11 protein-coding genes are annotated in these 17060 nt (G+C 40.9%); 6 read left to right on the forward strand and 5 right to left on the reverse strand.

The genetic code is table 11. The annotated features are described in order from the left end of the window. Positions 1-105 precede the first annotated feature (105 nt). The gene (locus JKG61_RS06855; RefSeq protein WP_202102227.1) at positions 106-1458 is read left to right on the forward strand and encodes a KamA family radical SAM protein; all 1353 of its coding nucleotides are present in this window, start codon (positions 106-108) and stop codon (positions 1456-1458) included. Between the two features lie 95 nt (positions 1459-1553). Here JKG61_RS06855 and JKG61_RS06860 read toward each other — a convergent pair whose 3' ends face one another. From JKG61_RS06860 to JKG61_RS06875, 4 genes are read right to left on the reverse strand one after another with little or no spacing between them, the layout of a single operon-like run. Then, positions 1554-4136 carry a BamA/TamA family outer membrane protein gene (locus tag JKG61_RS06860; protein ID WP_202102228.1) on the reverse strand — a complete coding sequence of 861 codons (2583 nt, stop codon included), beginning with the start codon at positions 4134-4136 and terminating at the stop codon, positions 1554-1556. Between the two features lie 39 nt (positions 4137-4175). After that, the gene (locus JKG61_RS06865) at positions 4176-6488 is read right to left on the reverse strand and encodes a GAF domain-containing protein (protein ID WP_202102229.1); all 2313 of its coding nucleotides are present in this window, start codon (positions 6486-6488) and stop codon (positions 4176-4178) included. After that, positions 6488-7399: an SdiA-regulated domain-containing protein gene (locus JKG61_RS06870; protein WP_202102230.1), complete on the reverse strand. Its 912-nt coding sequence runs from the start codon at positions 7397-7399 to the stop codon at positions 6488-6490. Before JKG61_RS06870 ends, JKG61_RS06865 begins: the two co-directional genes overlap by 1 nt. Positions 7400-7403: 4 nt before the next feature. Further along, positions 7404-8585, reverse strand: a complete 1182-nt coding sequence (locus JKG61_RS06875; protein WP_202102231.1) for a Pycsar system effector family protein — start codon at positions 8583-8585, stop codon at positions 7404-7406. A gap of 245 nt (positions 8586-8830) precedes the next feature. Here JKG61_RS06875 and JKG61_RS06880 point away from each other — a divergent pair, with 245 nt between their 5' ends. From JKG61_RS06880 to JKG61_RS06900, 5 genes are all read left to right on the forward strand, one after another. Continuing rightward, positions 8831-9943: a sensor histidine kinase gene (locus tag JKG61_RS06880; RefSeq protein ID WP_202102232.1), complete on the forward strand. Its 1113-nt coding sequence runs from the start codon at positions 8831-8833 to the stop codon at positions 9941-9943. Between the two features lie 5 nt (positions 9944-9948). Then, on the forward strand, positions 9949-10698 hold the full coding sequence (locus JKG61_RS06885; RefSeq protein WP_202102233.1) for a LytR/AlgR family response regulator transcription factor: 750 nt from the start codon (positions 9949-9951) through the stop codon (positions 10696-10698). Positions 10699-10846: 148 nt separating this feature from the next. Beyond that, on the forward strand, positions 10847-11971 hold the full coding sequence (locus JKG61_RS06890) for an efflux RND transporter periplasmic adaptor subunit (RefSeq protein ID WP_202102234.1): 1125 nt from the start codon (positions 10847-10849) through the stop codon (positions 11969-11971). Between the two features lie 20 nt (positions 11972-11991). Beyond that, positions 11992-15138: an efflux RND transporter permease subunit gene (locus JKG61_RS06895; RefSeq protein WP_202102235.1), complete on the forward strand. Its 3147-nt coding sequence runs from the start codon at positions 11992-11994 to the stop codon at positions 15136-15138. A gap of 14 nt (positions 15139-15152) precedes the next feature. Then, entirely contained in the window at positions 15153-16553 is a 1401-nt protein-coding gene (locus JKG61_RS06900; protein ID WP_202102236.1) for an efflux transporter outer membrane subunit, read from the forward strand. A 113-nt stretch (positions 16554-16666) separates the two neighbouring features. On the opposite strand, the gene JKG61_RS06905 is transcribed toward JKG61_RS06900, so the two are convergent. Next, positions 16667-17005 carry a hypothetical protein gene (locus JKG61_RS06905; protein WP_237249401.1) on the reverse strand — a complete coding sequence of 113 codons (339 nt, stop codon included), beginning with the start codon at positions 17003-17005 and terminating at the stop codon, positions 16667-16669. Between the last annotated feature and the right edge of the window lie 55 nt (positions 17006-17060).

Genomic DNA, 17060 nt, shown 5'->3' on the forward strand with positions numbered 1-17060 from the left:
GCAATAAATCTAACAGCAACTTATTGCATTGTATAAGCAGCGATAAATAATCCTTTCCTAATGTGGTAATGGTCAGTCTATAGTTTAAAACTAAATTTAAAATATATGATTAACAAAGAAATGAAGTACAAAGCCTATCAAGTTCACAACTTTAGAACGATTCCGCAACTAGTCGCGTTGAGCGAAGACGAAAAAGTGAATATTGAAGTCGTAGGTAATGTACTTCCTTTTAAAGTAAACAATTACGTCATTGATGAATTAATTGATTGGAGTGATTACAGTAATGACCCGATCTTCAGACTTACCTTTCCGCAAAAGGAAATGTTGAGAGACGCTGATTTTCAAACCATGAAATCAGCTTTAGAGAACAATCTTGAGAAGGATGCCTTGAAGCTCGTTGCCGACTCCATCCGTATTAAACTGAACCCTCACCCAGCCGGTCAGATGGAGCTCAATGTACCAGAACATAACGATGAAAAGCTTCTGGGTATTCAGCACAAATACCGAGAGACTCTATTATTTTTTCCTAGCTCAGGACAGACCTGTCACAGTTATTGCACCTTCTGTTTCCGATGGGCTCAATTTGTGGGAATGGATGGTCTTAAATTTGCGATGCGAGAAACAGAATTATTAATTGAATATCTGGAAGAGCATCAGGAAATCACGGATATACTATTTACCGGAGGTGATCCAATGATAATGAGCTTCAAGGTCTTTAAACAGTATATCGAGCCTTTTCTGGATCCTGCGAACAAGACCAATATTCAGACCATCCGAATAGGCACCAAAGCTCTTGGTTTTTGGCCCTACAAGTTTATAACCGACAAAGATGCTCAAGATTTTCTAGACTTATTCAAGAGAATAGTAGATAGTGGCATCAACTTATCATTCATGGCACACTTCAATCACATCAACGAATTGAAAACAGCTGCTGTAAAAGAAGCCATTCGTTTAATCAGAAAAACCGGCGCCCAGATCCGTACACAATCTCCACTGATTAGACACATAAACGACGATGCCGACATGTGGGCTCGTATGTGGAGAAAACAAGTGAATCTTGGTATGATTCCGTATTATATGTTTGTTGAAAGAGATACGGGCTCACAACACTATTTTGAGGTACCTTTAGAAAAAACTTGGGAGATATTTCAAAAGGCGTATCAACAAGTAAGCGGTGTATGCCGAACTGTACGTGGGCCGAGTATGTCTTGTACACCTGGAAAAGTACAGATATTGGGCACAAAAGAAATTTGTATTAACGGCCACACTGAGAAAGTCTTTGTTTTACAAATGATACAAGGACGAAACCCAGATTGGGTTAATAGGCCATTCTTTGCAAAATATGATCCTAACGCTATGTGGATGGACGATCTGAAGCCAGCTTTCGGCGATCAGTTCTTTTTCGAAGCCGAACTTCAGGAAATGAAGGAAGCTTCTTTAGAACCTGAAAGTATATAAAACAACGGTAGGATAAATCGGGTCGTCGAGGACAGGTATATCGACGACCCAATACAGTTGTATACATTTCTGCCATCTTTCCACTCGGGATCAACTCAAAACCGGAGACCGATACGGATATAGGGCAATACGGCTTCATTGGAAATACCCCAAGCAGCCTGTATCAGCATCAGATCAGCAGGGATAAAATAGACACCACCACCATAACCATGATGCCATGACTGCGATTTTTCCTGCGACATCCAAACACGACCTACGTCATAAAACCCGACTAGACCTACAGTGCCTGGTACAAGATAGGAATCGTAACTAAATAATTTGGCACGCGTCTCTAGATTATTATAGACCATCGTCTTACCTGTAAAACGTCTGGAATTATAGCCTCGTAAACTCCCCTCTCCTCCCAATTGCACATGTTGAAAGAAATAAGGATCACCCCATACCGCCTCTAGCCCAGTACGGTTCGCTAATGTAGCTACATCTTTTCCAAAAGTATGATAAAAGCTAAATGCGGTATTCAGATAGGTATGCTGTTTCCTATCACCTCCTGTCTCTGACTGCCAACTCACCTTAGCATAGGCATACATTCCTTCTTTGGTATTTTCAATATTGTCTCTTCCATCATAATCCATCCCCACTTTAGCTCCCGTAAAGAACTTACTACCGTAAAAACTTTCTGTGGGATGTTCGTTTTGATAGTCGCCCAAGAACCGTCCGTTATTTTTACTTTCTTGTGCATTAAAATAGGTGGAAGACGAACCATAGCCTAACCGCAACTTGTTAGAGAGTGGGTATAGCAAGGCTATATCCGCATCCACTACATCGTAACGGTTTCGGTAATAATGTATACCTTTGTCTTCTCCTTTTTCATACACAGTATTATTGCCGTAACCAAAGAAGTTGCTCAGATTGAATGGTCCTTGGGATTCGATATCGATATACAGATCCTGCTTTCCCCAGATTGATTTTGCTATCCCCTGATAACTTAACATAAAAGACTCCCGTCCGGTTAAGTAACTTGCCTTAAGAATATGCTTGATGGCAAATGGAGTTTTTCGGAACCCCTGATTCTCAATGATATAACCAAGCCCCATGATCAGCCCACGGTCAATACCGTAATTGACATCTACCAGGACTCCTTTACGATCGTATACAAATGCATTATAATCGTATGCGTGAATAGCGGTATCATTACGTATTCGATACTTTATACCCATTTTACGGGGAATCGTATTTAATGATGCATCCTTGTCATCGTATAGATACAATTTCTTCCTATTGGAAAATGAGGGCTCGATGTTGTAATCATCTTTTCCATCACCCCCGACTATACGTACCTTTATCGGTGATTTGCCGTCGCCATCTATGGTATAGCTATCTGTACCGCCTATTCCATAAATCCGTAATTCCTTGGTTTCATGTGGAAAGAAGTTTCGTTCTAAAAGCTTTCGGCCTTCGGTACCATCTTTCTTTTTATTATTGACCTTCAATGCTACTGTACCGTCTTCCCTATAGTCAAGTTTTACGAACTCGTTTTTAGCAGACAATGGAATGTCTACAACATTTGCCAAAGCTTTATAATACGCTATCCCTGTCGTCTCCATATCATCCCTTCTGGAACGGATGTTATGCACCAATTCTTCGGCACTGAGCTTTACTATGGTATCCGGCATAGCTAACATCGCACGCTGAATCAACGAATCGGTCAATGCCTGTTGAACAAAACGAATCTCTTTCTCCCAATCCGATTGACTCAGGTGATTCAAAAAGAAACGGTCAAAATGTCTAGCATTGAAATTCCAATGGGAGACATTTCTGATATGGGGGCTAAACGGCTGCAGATGTGCTTTCAACCATTGATGAGACAATAAAACAGGGAATACTCCGGAAGTTTTGTAATACACCTTATCCCGATCTCTGGGAACTGGTGTATAGGTCTTTTTGCCCTTTTCCTTTTCTGGATCCCAACGCCAATTGTCTTCATGCCTATCCCAATCTCCCAGTATCATATCCAGTAATCTGGCCCGTAATGTCAGGTCTTGTTCGACCTGGGTATCGTTGTCTTCGAGTACCTTACGGATTACCTTTAGGGTATTATCGGTCTTGCTATCTTCGAAAGGCATCCGAGGTTCGAAAATATAAGCTCTATTTTTGAAAATGTCCCTAAATTCGCCCAAGCGCGGATCATCTCCGACATACACCAACTCGGGTTTAGCATGAGGAATATCCAAAGCTTCATTAAAAGGAGGCACTGTCAATGCACCAAAAGGATGGGTAATGGAAATCTGATCTTGAACGATATCTTTTATAATCGTCTTTCTAAGATTTTCGGGTAAGCTCCTTTCCGGATACTTCTGTATAGAACGCAATACCCACTCTCTACCATTGGCATCCGCAAATCTAAGCGACTGGGTCTGCATCCCACCGCCTAGTTTTATCACTTGCAGCCCACCATGCTCTTTACTCAAATCCATTACCCGCATAGGGACAGGTGTGTTATATAGTTTCCGGTAACTATCGCCAAACCAAAACCGACGGACTGGACCTACTTTGTCATACTCGGGAGCAATCAATGCTGTAGTACTATCCGCCTTTTGGGCATATGTATCCGTGCCGAATGTACAGCCCAACAAACCTAAAAACAGGATATACTGGATTTTTTTTCCGACTGATATCATCTTTTTCCTGTGAACTTGCATAAATAAGTGCTTTTTATTTTATAAAATGACATCTACACGTAATGCGTGCAGCCCACTAACCCCCTGTAATTCTTCCAATTCTAACTCTTCTATATCAGGTTTAATCAATCCCATATCTGCTACCGAGAGTAGATCTTCGATCAAAATAGACACTTCTGCTTCTCCCTGTACGACAACCGCTATTTTCCCTGGCTGAACAAGTCGTTCATCTGTACCACGGATCAAGACCTTATCGATTCTCTTTTTGATCATCTGATAGCGGATATTATAACCGCCTTCGACATCAAACCGTCTTTCGTCTCTCCTGAACGAAATATCTATTGCAGTAGGGTGTACAAAAACCAACTGGGTCGTATTCATCGCTATAGGCAATGAATCCTGCAATCTATCAACCTGTTGGCTGATTTGTGCCATAGAGACCAACTGTTGCCGTCTGAATGTTCTCAAAATAGTTGGATTAAACACCATAGACGGTGTTATCGACTGTCCGATATAAAAATCGTACTCAATGCCATCGGTTCTGAATTTTTCGAAATAGGAAGGAAAACGCTCTTGAACAAACTCATTCAGCTTGTTAATATTACCAGCTATCAAAGTATTTACCTGTTTTAAGGATTCTTCAAAAGCATCCTGGTAATAGGTTATACCCAATGACTCTGCATATATTTTAATCTGTCTATCCAATTCATCATCCAACCAAGATAATGTCAGAATAAATGTAGCGACTTCCTCTTGGAAAAAGGCTGTAATGTCATGCATCCGCTCGACCTTACGATCTGTTGCCAACCAGGTGTCTACCTTATCCATCTTGCGTTTAAAACTTTTCAACGCAGCCAAATCAGGGAACAAACCTTCAGGCAAGTATTTCATAAGGCTTCGCAGTCTATCCAGATGAAGCTTATTATCTTTCCTAAAGGCAATATTGCGAAGCTTCGTAGAATCTTTGAGATCCACCCCTCCATACAGCGGATATACATTTGAAAAGCTGATCCGCTCCAATGGCAACGACTCATGGGTGTTTTCGTAATCCTTCAGATACTTTGCTGCAGCCTGATTGAAACGCCACTGCACTGCAGGCTGGAGAGCAGTATAGTTCTGCAAAATCACGGTATCTAACCTATTCTTGAACTTTAAACGTAAATCATATCCCAATTGGATTAATACAGGAAAAAGTGGTGATAAACGAGTCAGAATAGAAGGCGACAACGTAGACTCTTCCTTCGTATATAACTCCAAGAAACCAACAAGTTCCTCTTGGTGTTTTAAGGGAAAACAGACGTAACTACTCACGTCCAACGCCTCGATCTTCGCTCGGAAATAATCCAGCTGGGTATCAAAATCGGGATGAATATTATACGATAGAATAAAAGGAGATTCTAAATATTTAAGTACATATTCTTCGATATTATCGATATTTCCTCCGATATATTCGTTAAAAAGCAAATAACTTTTGGCCACCCCTTCCTTTAGAATAGGCATGCCATTGAGGTATAAAACAGGAAAAAGTGAACAGTTGACATCCTGCTTGCCAAGTACACTCTTTATTTTATCCAGAAGACTATGAACAAATTCGCTACGTGTGTAGGTATTAAAGTTCAATATCATATCCTGTATACTATCCAGGACAAAGCTCTCGGTTGCATCCGTAAACCGTAGCATAGAAAAGCCTTCGAATATAAAATTATCCAAGTGTATACTTTGGAGAAGAGGCTGCACATTGGCCTCATCAAGCATTTCCCGATTATTGACACATGAAAAATCTAACGTCGGCAATACAGTCCTGGGGCGCACCGTGACAAAACTGAAATCAACCTCTAACTTCAAATATTTGGTAACTTCTTCCTCTCCTATATATTCAAAGATGTAAGGAGTTGCAGTCATGGGGATACCGTACAGTCTGTCAAGTACCAACTCGTACATAATCTTATCGGTATGAATCACATCCCTACAAAATAGATGCGCACGCTGATCTATAACCGGAGATAATATTTGTTCAAGCAGATCGTACATCGGAACTGTTCCAGCAAATAGAACCGAAGGAATAGGCGTAGACATGCCCCAAGCCTGAGGTGTATCTGTCGCTAAATTATTTGCCCAACCAAAGATCAACTCAAAAGCTTCTAAAAACTCCTGAGCATTGTCTACAGACAGCTCTCCCTTTTCTTTTTCTATTTCTGCAATACGCTGTTGTACCAATTGGGACATGCTTTGTCCGATTGATCCAACATCTATAGTCCGCAAATGTTCATATAGCTTAGCGAAAGATAAATCACTATATGCACTTGTTACAGCAATTAATTTATTTATATAGACATTTCTTGTCTCTATCATTACTTTTTCACCTGTTGTATTTTACAAATTTCAGCATGGCCTTTATCCCCAGCTTCACTGGATATATAGAGATTTAAATGCTCGTCAAACACCATTCCCTCAGGCTGCTCGAAGGTTTTCCTATCGAATCGCACTACTTGTTTCAAGCGGAATGTTTCATCTGTCACAATCAATGCTTTATCTATGGAAGATATAATATACCATTCATCATTTATAGGATGTTTGGCCATAGCCGATGGCTTAAAAGACTTAGCCATCCTTTTGTCCAACTGTCTTATTTCATCTGTATGAATAGAAAATGTTTTCTCTACTGTAAGCTCTCCGTCGGAAGAGTGACTGAGTATGTATCCGGTTGTGGTAGCAGTCTTTTTATCTATTTTACAGCTTTTGCACAATACATATAAGCGGTTAGTTTTCGAATCAAAAGCCATAGATTCATATTCTCCTGACGGCAACACCCCTGTATGATGTTTGACCTTGGACCGATCCGTCGTACCGATGGCAAAGCTATAAATAGAACCGTTACTCTTCAATATGAAAAACTCTTTTCCATCGTTGGCAATACCCTCATAGTCTCCTGAACCTGCAAATTGAAACTGCGCTGTAACCTCTCCTCTTTCCAAGTCATAAGTAAAGAGAATTCCATCCTCATCTTGTATCGCAAAGACAGTCTGTGGTATCGTAGAAAGATAAGTCAAACCCGATATTTCCTCCAATACATCTGGCAAAACATAAATCTTCCCAGAGGCTAAAGGATAGGGAAAACCGGTCGTATCTGTTTCCAATTGGCTATCCTGTTGAGAAGCCGTTTTGAAATTGCAACTGAGTAAGCTATGTACAATTAGCACAAAAAGAAAACCTAAAATGACTTTTAGCTTTCTTTGTTTTGGTAGGGAGTAATGCTCAATCATATCGTTAATAGGTAATAATGGCTATAAAAAATGCTATTACGGATAGAACCAGCCCAAACATAAACACGCCATACGCATAACGGAGCAGTCTATACTTACGCCCTAGAACTACCCCTTGGGAGTACACATCCTTGGTCATCATTCCGTATAAGAATTCGCTATCTTCCATTGCTTGCTGCATTCCATCCTGATAGGTATGAAATGGCATTCTAAAGAAATTACCAAAGAACAGAAGATTTACGGTTTTATTTTGGACCTCTTCGTCCTTAAAGTAACCTGCAGGAATTTTCGGTATAGTTGCTAAAATCGCCAACACCATCGTAATGACAACTGCAGTCATCAAAGTAAAAGTAGGGATAATGAGATGTTGGTTACTATCCAGTTTTCGCAGGAGTCCTGCAGCCACCACAGATAGAATAATAGAGTTGACAGTCAACAATATGTTGGCTTTATTATCAGCCATATCACTCAATCGTTGATTATTGGATGAGGTAATCCGAAACATTGTTTCAATGCCACGTTCAGGTCTAGACTTCTTACCACCTACTTTAATGGCCTTTTGTTGGGATATCTTATCACCATTTCCTTTATTATTTTTCTCCAACAGTGTATTCAAATTGTGCTTTTTTATGCTTTCGCGTCGTTCCTGCGCATATTGTGTGTGGTAGTGATGATTTTCCATAAGCCGAATAGTCTGCCTCCTCCACATTTCCTTGTCTATCGTTTGTCCTGTGACCAATTCCGACTCCTTACGCATGAGTTTATTACGTTCGGCAAAATTCATCCCTCCTAAATGAAAGAGATCAGCGTCGCAGACAATCTGTTGTAATAACCCCTCAGGTTTCTGGGGCATTCTGGTTGCCAATATACAAGCCATGACTTGCTTGCGTGCGTCCTCCTCCACATCATATTTAATCAGAAACTGATCAGCAAACTCTGCACTCCGTTCTTCATGCCCCACTGCACCACCATTCGCATAGCCAACGTCGTGAAAATAAGCGGCACAGATAACAATAAAACGGTCTGTAGGCGACAAGAGATAATAATCAGCCATTTCGCGCACCGCTGCCACGACATCTAGCACATGAGTCTCATCGTGAAAACAATACGTCATACCTTCTGTAGACTGCCGTATGTTTTCCTTGATAAAAGAAGGTATCTGCGCTATAATATGTTCATATTCCATAAGTATCTGTGTTAAGCATATTATACATATCTGATATAAAATAAGCACAAAAAGTCCAAAGAACAAAAAATACTATGCAGTTTGAACAATTGTTTCAAACAGGTGTATATACGTTTCAGTAGGAATTATTCTCGTCTTGGCCGATAACAATGGGTAAGCCCCGTATTATTGCTTACTTTTAAAGTGGTTTATATACTGGTTTTTACACATTTTTGTAGATGAAAGATTAAAAGGCAACAACGACATTGAAGGAAAAATTTAAAGTAATCAATCGCACAGCTTCACAGAAGGATGCTTTTTTTACCGATATGGGCAAACGGATTCTCATTGCTACATCGGCATTCTTCTTATACAATATTGTGTCCTATATTGTGGATCCTTTATCTTATTTCTGGCAAAACTATTTTCAACACGGATGGCGCTATATTCTAGCCGATTGTATTATCTCTTTTTTATTTTGTTTTGCGGTTTCAGAAGCAAGTATATTAATTGGCAGAAAACTAGATAACTTCATCTCCTGGAAAGATAGTCCGATAAAACGATTATTGCTTGAATCTACTACTACCCTAGCTACAGTACTTATCCTCCTCTATATACAGACTTTTATCTTTATCACTTTTTTTGAAGATGGAAACGGGAAGGCAACCCCACCTACCGTACAGGATACGGTAGAATCTATCCGATGGCTTGTTGTCAGTCTAATTATCTCTTTTGCTATAATGGCCATTAATACTGGTGACTATCTCATAGCCAGTTGGAAAAATGCGGCCTTAAATGCTTTAGAATTAAATCAGCTTGCTGTAGAGGCCGAACTACAATCGCTAAAACTACAACTGGACCCTCACTTTGTTTTTAACAACCTCAGCGTACTGTCAGAGCTTATTCTGACAAATCAACAATTGGGGCATGAATATGCTGAAAACTTCACCAAGCTATACCGATATCTCCTTATACATTCCAAAAAAGATCTTGTCCAGCTGGAAGATGAAATCAAATTTTTAAACGCTTACATTTTTCTACTAGAACAACGCATCGGGAGTGGCGTACGTTTTGAAATTGAGATTGACGAAGCTTATTACGGACTTTCACTCCCCCCTATGACCTTGCAAATGTTGGTTGAGAACGCGCTTAAACATAACAAGACCCTCCGAACGGATCCTTTATTGATCCGTATAGGATCAGACGACAAGGAATGTATCGTCGTCGAGAATAGCCGACGTCCTCTGGAGCATACAACGTTATCCTCTGGTATTGGTATCTCTAATATCATCCGACGTTACCGCCTTCTAGGAAGCCTAGTTCCATCTATAGACACAAGCGAACAAACTTTTAGTGTAACCATTCCCCTATTAAAGTAGCCTATATGAATGTATTAATAATTGAAGACGAACAGCCAAATGCCGAAAGGCTAAAAAGACTGATCCTGGAGATCCGCCCTCAGGCTGTGATCCTAGATGTTCTGGAAAGTATTGCAGAAAGCGTAGATTGGCTATCCAACAACCCTTTTCCAGATGTCATCATGATGGACATACAGCTCTCTGATGGCGTGAGCTTTGAAATCTTTAATCAAATCAAACTAGAAGTTCCAATTGTCTTCGTTACCGCCTATGACGAATATGCCATTAAAGCGTTTAAACAATACAGTGTTGACTACCTCTTAAAACCTGTAGACAGGGATGAATTAGTTGCAGCCTTTGAAAAACTAGATTATATCACGCAGATTTCCGATCGACAATCTTTCGAAAAGCTTTTGACAGCTTTCCAGCCCAAAGAATATAGGAACCGTTTTCTGATACCTTTTCGAGATGAATTCAAAACCATACTCGTCTCCGACATTCATTATTTTTCTTCTGAAATGCGGATTACCAAAGCTTACCTTATCGATGGCAGTGAGATCATTATTCCACAGACGCTAGATGAGTTGGAGAAACAATTAGACCCTCGTTTATTTTTCAGAGCAAATCGGCAGTTTATTGTACACATAGATTCTATTTCCCGAGTGTTCAATTATTTCAATTCCAAACTAAAAGTCATACTAAAAAACAATTCCTCGATCGAGATCATCGTGAGCAGAGATAAAGCACCTCTTCTAAAAAGTTGGCTTGGCTATTAAAAACACCTTTTAGGCTAATCAATACATCAGTAATTCCGTCAATTCAGTCGTTAATATCTACGTTTCAGTAAGATTATAAATATAATACATCAAAGGTCTACGTTTATTTGCATCCTTAAAATACAAAGAAGTAGAATCTATGATGACAATGAATCACGTAAAAATCGCTTTAGTCTATACATCGGCAATTGCCTTGTTCCTGACCTCTTGTGGACCATCTACATCAGAGCACCATGGAGCGGAACAGCCTGCTGTAGAAACGGATTTTATCCGCCTTGAAGTTGAAGATGTAGACACACATAAAGAATATCCCGGTGCTATAGAAGGTATTGTGAATATAGAAATCAAACCTCAGGTCACAGGCTATCTTTCGGAAGTACTGGTGCGGGAAGGAGATTTTGTGCAGAAAGGACAGACACTATTCCGTATCAGTCCGGAGGTATATACAGAGCAGGTCAAGAATGGACAGGCGGCAGTTAAAGCTGCAATAGCAGCTCAAGAAACGGCCCGCTTAGAGATCGAGAAACTAAGACCTTTGGTGGATGGCAAAGTAGTAACAGAGATACAGCTAAAAACGGCGATGGCTACTTATGAGTCTGCCGTTGCTCAGGTCGAACAAGCTAAAGCCAGTCTCGGATCTTCAAAAATAAACGTAGACTTTACAGTAGTAAAAGCCCCAGTAAGCGGCTACATCGGACGCATTCCTAATCGTAAAGGTGCCCTTGTGTCTCCTGCAGATCCTATTGCACTAACGACACTTTCGGATATCAGTTCGGTACAGGTTTATTTTTCATTGAGCGAAGCCGATTACCTCAGTTATCAAAAGTCAAACCTGCTATCCCAAAGCGGAAAACAGGTCACATTAATTCTTGCGGACGGGTCGGCTTATGACCAACAAGGAACCTTGGAAAGCGCCAGTGGAAATATTGATAAAGCAACTGGAAGTATCACGATGAAGGCTGTCTTTAGCAATCCGCACAAGCTGTTGCGCTCAGGGGGAGCAGCCAAGGTGATGCTCAACCGTACAGTTAACAATATTATCCAGCTTCCGAAATTGAGCGTTAAAGATATTCAGGACAAGTTTTTTGTATTCAGGCTATCGGATAGCAGTACCGTAAGCATGGTTCCCATCGAAATTGAAGGTGGAACAAAAGACCTCTATTTTGTCAAGGCTGGTGTACAGCAGGGCGACAAAATAGCCATTAACAGAATCGATATGTTACAAGACGGCTTAAAAGTAGCCGCTAAGGACACGACACTATCGATTCAGTAAGCAAAGCTAATACAAGTATCATGTTAAAGAAATTTATAGACCGTCCGGTACTTGCGACGGTAATCTCCATAATCATTGTAATACTGGGTGTACTGGGTCTTAGCCGACTGGCTATCACCCGATTCCCAGACATTGCTCCTCCTACCGTATCCGTTTGGGGTTCATTCCCTGGTGGTAATAGTGAAACGGTAATCCGTTCGGTCGTCACACCGCTTGAGGAACAGATCAATGGTGTAGAGGATATGGAATACATGCGGTCCACAGCCAGCAATGACGGCTCCTTTTCGATCACTATTGTATTCAAACAAGGGGTAAATCCTGACCAAGCGGCTGTCAACGTGCAGAACCGCGTACAACAGGCTACACCGATCCTACCTCAGGAGGTTGTACGCATGGGACTCACCACATCCAAACAACAAAACAGTATGGTTTTGCTGTTCAACCTGTATACGGAAGATAACTCACGCTATGATGAGACTTTCTTACAGAACTATGCCAATATCAACCTGCTGCCACAGATAAAGAGGGTAAAAGGCGTTGGAAAGGCAGAGGTATACGGTATGAAAGACTACTTGATGCGTATCTGGCTGGATCCACAAAAAATGGCGTCCCATGGGCTTCAGCCTTCGGATATATCGGCAGCAATTGCAGACCAAAGCTTGGAAGCCGCACCAGGAAAACTGGGCGTAGAATCAAATGCCGCGTTGGAATATGTCATTCGCTATAAAGGAAAGAAAAATCTTCCTGAGCAATATGAAGATATCATTGTCAAAAATGAGGAGTCGAATCTAGTACGTCTTCGCGATGTAGCCCGGATCGAATTTGGCTCGATATCCTATAGTGGAGACAACACGACCAATGGCAAAAATGCGGTATCCGTAGCTATCATGCAGGCTACAGGTTCTAATGCCAATGAGATTGAGATAGGTATCAACAAAGAAGTTGAAAAATTGTCTAAATCTTTTCCTCCTGGCGTTAAATACTCTAAGGTAATCAGTTCGAAAGAACGCCTTGATGAGGCTACCAGTCAGGTTAAAGCGACTTTAATAGAAGCCTTTATACTGGTATTTATCATTGTATTTTTGTTTTTACAAGACTTGCGGTCGACTATCATTCCCGCTATAGCTGTTCCGGTAGCGATTATAGGGACTTTCTTTTTCCTATTGGTATTTGGCTTTACAATCAATGTGCTGACCCTATTCGCTCTTGTACTTGCTATCGGAATTGTGGTCGATGACGCTATCGTCGTCGTAGAGGCTGTGCATGGCAAAATGGAAGGCACCAATCTCAGCCCTAGAGAGGCTACTTATGGCGCTATGGGTGAGATCACCGGAGCTGTAATCTCCATCACCTTAGTGATGTCTGCAGTATTTGTACCGATTGGTTTTATGTCTGGTTCGGCAGGTCTCTTCTATAAGCAATTTGCGTATACACTAGCTATCGCTATTATTATATCGGCGGTCAATGCCCTTACGCTTACTCCTGCCCTATGTGCATTGTTCTTGAAAAATGATCATGCAGAAGGACATGACAATAGGAAGAAAGGTTTTGTGAAACGGTTCACAACAGCATTCAACGCTGGATTTGAGAACCTAACCGGAAAGTATGTATCGGGTATCCAACTTCTATTCCGAAAGAAATGGCTTGCGGGTGGAATGATTATAGGGACGATCGGACTAGCGGGATTTCTCATGATGAGTACCCCAAAGAGTTTTGTACCTATGGAAGATGATGGTTTACTGATGTATGTCCTTAACATGCCTCCAGGAACGGGGTTAAGTAAAACAACCGAAGTGGCAGAGAAAATCAATGAAATGCTGAAAAGCAACGAAGCTATACAAGAAAACACATCCATCACTGGCTTCAATCTACTAAGTGGTAGTGCCGGATCAGGATATGGTATGGGATTCGTCAAACTCAAGCCTCAAAAGGAACGTGGCGCGGTTAAGGATATCAATGTCATCACAGAAGCGATCTCTCAACAATTGACAACGGTAAAGGAAGGTACTATTCTTACTTTTAGAATGCCTCCAGTAGAGGGATATGGTATTACAAATGACGCCGAGATTGCCTTACAAGACAGAGTAGGCCGTAGTCCACAGGTTCTAAAAGCTAAAGCTGATGAATTAATTGGGGAATTGATGGCTACACCCGGTGTCGCTTACGCCTATACCATGTTTCGTACAGACTATCCACAATTGGAACTGGAAGTCGATGAAGACAAGGCAAAACAAATGCAAGTAAGTGTTGCTGGGTTATTAAACACGATCCAGACTTATTTTTCAGGTGATCAATCGGCAGATTTTTCCCGCTTTGGAAAATTCTATCGGGTCAGCATAAAGTCTGATGGCGTATTCCGTATGGATGAACAAGCTTTCAACAATGTATTTGTAAGAAGTCAAACGGGAGAAATGGTACCTGTCAATACATTGGTAACATTAAACAAGGTTTATGGTCCAGAAGCAGTCAATAGGTACAATCTCTACAATGCACTGACGATTAATGTATCTCCACAACCTGGGATCAGTAATGGAGAGCTTATGAGTCGTATAGAGCCGATACTTGACCGCTTACCTTCGGACTATAGCTATGAATGGACAGGGCTTAGTCTCGAAGAAAAGTCAGCAGGTAATCAAACGATTATCATACTTAGTTTATGTATATTCTTTGTTTATCTGATTCTTTCAGCACAGTATGAAAGTTACCTTCTTCCACTTTCTGTCATTTTATCGATTCCTACTGGAGTGATCGGTGCTTTCCTTGGAATACAGGCTATCGGTCTAGACAATAACATCTTTGTTCAGGTAAGTTTGATCATGCTGGTCGGACTACTTGCCAAGAACGCGATTCTAATTGTCGAATATGCGGTACAACGTAGAAAAACAGGATTATCGATTATAGAATCAGCTATCGCTGGGGCACAGTCGCGCCTACGTCCTATCGTGATGACGTCTCTCGCCTTTATAGCAGGTATGATTCCATTGATGGCTTCATCCGGAGGAATGGCAGTTGGAAATATTTCGATCAGTATCAGCGCGGCTTTAGGCATGCTGAGCGGTGTGATACTTGGGGTATTTATTATCCCCGTTCTATATGCATTGTTCCAATTTTTACAAGAGAAGGCATCTGGGAAAAAAGAACAGCATGAGATAAATACTAAATCATAATACAAAGGAACACCATGAAAATATTATATAGCGCAATCGCAACCATTCTGTTTGTGAGTTCCTGCTCGGTAACGCAGCAATACAAACGCCCTGAGCTCGATTTGCCCGAGAACTATCGCGCAGACTTAACGCTGACGGCGGATAGCATACAACTACCTTGGAAATTATTTTTCCAGGACCCGTTGTTGATTACCTTAATCGACAAGGCGCTCGAGAACAATCATGACTTGCAGATGGCTCTAAAAAGCATAGATCAACTTGATTTACTGATGAAGCAGGCTAAACTGGCCTTGCTCCCTACTGCTGCTTTTAATGCTAATGGTAGTAGAGGTTGGTCATCGAACAATAGTCTAAATGGAGCTATGAGCAGTCAGTTTACAAACAGCAAATACATAGACGACTATAACGCTGGAATAACAGTTTCTTGGGAGGCAGATATCTGGGGCAAATCCCAACTGTATAAGGAACAGGCTAGAGCTTCTTACTTCGGTCAAAAGGAAAATTATGCTGCATTACGTACCCGTATCATTGCTCAGGTAGCTCAAGCCTACTACCGCCTGATAGCGCTGGACGAACAATTGAAAATAGCACAGGAAAACGTAAAACTAAGTGAGGAGCTACTACGTATCACACATCTGCAATATCAGTCAGGTCAGGTCAACTCGCTCGCTATTGAACAATCGGAAGCACAGAAGAAAACCGCAGAACTGATTGTACCACTTTCAATACAATCAATTAACGTTCAAGAAAATGCTTTATTGATTCTATGTCGTATGTATCCCGACCGTGTACAACGAGGAGTGCAATTGGTTAACCTCCTCCCTCAGGGACTCTTCAATACGGGTGTACCGGCACATCTGTTGAGTCGACGCCCAGACCTAAAGGCTGCAGAATATGACGTCATAGCACTTAATGCCAAAACCGGACTTGCGAAAACGGCAATGTATCCTTCATTAAGTCTTTCGGCTCAAGCTGGATTAAACTCTTTCTTATTTAAAAACTGGTTCGATTTACCGGGGTCAATTACAAAAAATCTTGCGGCAAATCTAACACAGCCTATCTTCCAAAAGAAAGAATTGCAAACAGCCTATCAAACAGCCGTATTGGAGCAGGAGAAAGCTGCTATACAATTTCAAAAGACGACCCTGCTAGCGGTAGCTGAGGTATCTGACGGTCTAGCCAACTATAAAGGAAGTTCAGATAGGTTAGCTTTGACATTGGAAAGAGGTTTAGCTTTGGATAAAGCTACAAATGATGCCCTGCTGTTGTATAAAAGCGGTATGGCAACCTATCTCGAAGTCATAAGTGCGCAGAATGCTAAACTGCAGAATGATCTGGAGCGCAATAACCTTGAACAGGAAAAACTAAATAGTATAATTGACCTGTACCGTTCGTTGGGCGGTGGAGTTGACTAATGACTTTGAAATGTCAGACCAATAATAGTAATTTAAATTATGTTTTTCTCCGTAAAACAGTCCTCAGAAGGCATCTAACTTTTTGTGGACTGTTTTGAGGGTAAAATAATGGATTAGAGAGCTTGATTTTTATCTCCAAAAGTAATCATAATCATACCCACTACAATTACAAATATACCAAGTATCTGTAACCAAGAAATAGAGGTTTTGAAATACAATGCCATAGCAAACTGTACAGATATAAAAGTCCCGCCCGAACACAAAGCTATAACGATTGGCTGAGAGACATTCCTGAACAGCTGCACTAAGAACCAACTCGCGGATAATAGTATTATATTTCCGGCTATCAGCGCATGCCAATGGTACTTAGGATTTAACCCTCCCCATTTGAAAAAAATACTAGATATAATTTGGCAAGCCCAAAATGCCACAAAATAGATATAATTAATCATCGTCGTTACTGTTAAAACTTTTCGAAAGTAACAATAAAATAGCTATCCTACATAG

Origin of the sequence: Sphingobacterium faecale (genome assembly GCF_016746095.1) — a bacterium.
GTDB lineage: Bacteria > Bacteroidota > Bacteroidia > Sphingobacteriales > Sphingobacteriaceae > Sphingobacterium > Sphingobacterium faecale.